2 protein-coding genes are annotated in these 1,885 nt (G+C 76.4%); one reads left to right on the forward strand and one right to left on the reverse strand.

All coding sequences use genetic code 11. The annotated features are described in order from the left end of the window. A partial coding sequence (locus tag CCN42_RS39830; protein ID WP_107427731.1) for an ArsR/SmtB family transcription factor occupies positions 1–974 on the reverse strand: 974 nt, incomplete at its 3' end. A gap of 70 nt (positions 975–1,044) precedes the next feature. On the opposite strand from CCN42_RS39830, the gene CCN42_RS39835 reads away from it, so the two are divergent. Next, a partial coding sequence (locus tag CCN42_RS39835) for an MFS transporter (RefSeq protein ID WP_422641262.1) occupies positions 1,045–1,885 on the forward strand: 841 nt, incomplete at its 3' end.

Below are 1,885 nucleotides of genomic sequence, written 5' to 3' on the forward strand. Positions count from 1 at the left end.
GGACGCTCGGTGCTGTACGCCCGTACGAGCACGTCGCCCGCCGCCGTCCGGGCGTACAGCACCGAGCGTCCCGCCCGTCGCCCGTCCACCAGGCCCGCGTCCCGCAGCACCCGCAGATGCCGTCCCACCGAGCCGAGACCCTGCCCGGTCACGGCGGTCAGCTGGGTGGTGCTCAGGGGCGAGTCGAGGAGGACCAGAACGGTCGCGCGGGCCCGGCCGAGCAGGGCGCCGAGACTCGCGGGCACCGGCCGGGCGTGCTCGTCGGCGAGCGGGCCGGCACACGGGTAGACGAGGGCGTACCGCTGCCGCCCCGGCTCCTCCCAGCTCACCCAGCCGGTGCGGGGCGTGACGGGGACGAGGAGGAGCTCGGCGCCGGAGATGTCACGCGGCGGGTACTCGTGGAGATTGACCTGGAACCGGTTGGCGCCCAGCCAGCGGGTGCCGGGCCGCAGCGCGTCCAGCACCGCCGCCCAGCCGCCCTGGCTCATCCGCGCGGTCCGGGCCACCACATCGGCCTCCAGGACGCGGCGGCGCCGGGACCAGTACGGCCGTACGGCCTCGGTCCACACGTGGGTGAGCAGCGCCGCCGCCCGCTGCGGCAGGTCGTCGCGGTCCAGCCCGGCGGGGAGCGGACCGCCCAGGGACATGCGCAGATGCGCGCGGGCCGCCGCCGGGTCGGTGGCGCGGACCCGGGCCGCGGCCCGCGCGAAGTCCTCACCGTCCAGCGGGGTCGGGGTGAGGAAGTCGGCGATCCAGTCCCGGCCGAGCCCGGCGCGCACCAGCAGCGCGGTCACCGGGTCGGCGGCCAGGCGGGCGCGGTAGCCGGGGAGATGGGCGCGCAGCCAGGCCTGCTCGCCGGGGTGCCGGCCGCTCGCGGTGTGCAGCAGCCTCAGGCTCGCGAAGGTCTCGGCGTACGGAGAGACCAGGAACCGGCTGCGGGCGAGGGTGTCGGCGTCGACCTGCCACCAGCCCATCGGCCGCCTCCTCGTTTCGCCGGTGCGCGAAACAATAACGGGGCGCCCGCGGGCGCCGCAGACTCCGGGCATGCGCACATCACCCGGCTACTCAGGCCTTTTCCGCACACCGGAGTTCACACCGCTCTTCCTGTCCACCGCCGCCCAGACCGCCGCCCAGACACTCGGCGGGCTCGCGCTCGGCACCCAGGTGTTCCGGGCGACCGGCTCGCCGCTGCTGGCGGCGGTGAGCATGTTCGGCCCGTCGCTCGCCCAGGTCGTCGGCGCCACCTTCCTGCTGTCCGGGGCGGACCGGCTCCCGCCGAGGGCCACCCTCACCGGCGTGGCGGTGGCGTTCGCGGCCGGCACGGCGGTGCTCGCGGCGCCCGGACTGCCGGTCTGGGCGGTCCTCGCCGTCGTCCTCGCGCAGGGCCTGGTCGCCTCGCTGGGCGGGGGCGTGCGATGGGGGCTGCTCACCGAGATCCTGTCCAAGGAGCGCTACCTGCTGGGGCGCTCGCTCTTCAACATGACGAGCGGCCTCGCGCAGGTCGCGGGCTTCGCGACCGGCGGCGTCCTGGTCGCCGTCCTGTCCCCGAGCACCGCACTGCTGCTGGCGGCACTGCTGTACGCCGGGGCCGCGCTCGGACTGCGGCTGGGGCTCACGGCCCGCCCGCCGCGCGCGTCCGGCCGCCCCTCGGCACGGGTCACCTGGCGGGCCAACACGCTGCTGTGGTCGTCGCCCGCCCGCCGGTGGGTGTACCTCGCCCTGTGGGTGCCCAACGGGCTGATCGTCGGCTGCGAGTCGCTGTACGTCTCCTACGCGCCCGAAGCCGCCGGCACCCTCTTCGCCTGCGCCGCGCTCGGCATGTTCGCCGGGGACGTGACGGTCGGCAGGCTGCTGGCGCCGGCGCGCCGGGCCCGGCTCGGGGTAC

Origin of the sequence: Streptomyces glaucescens (genome assembly GCF_002154375.1) — a bacterium.
GTDB classification, from domain to species: domain Bacteria; phylum Actinomycetota; class Actinomycetes; order Streptomycetales; family Streptomycetaceae; genus Streptomyces; species Streptomyces glaucescens.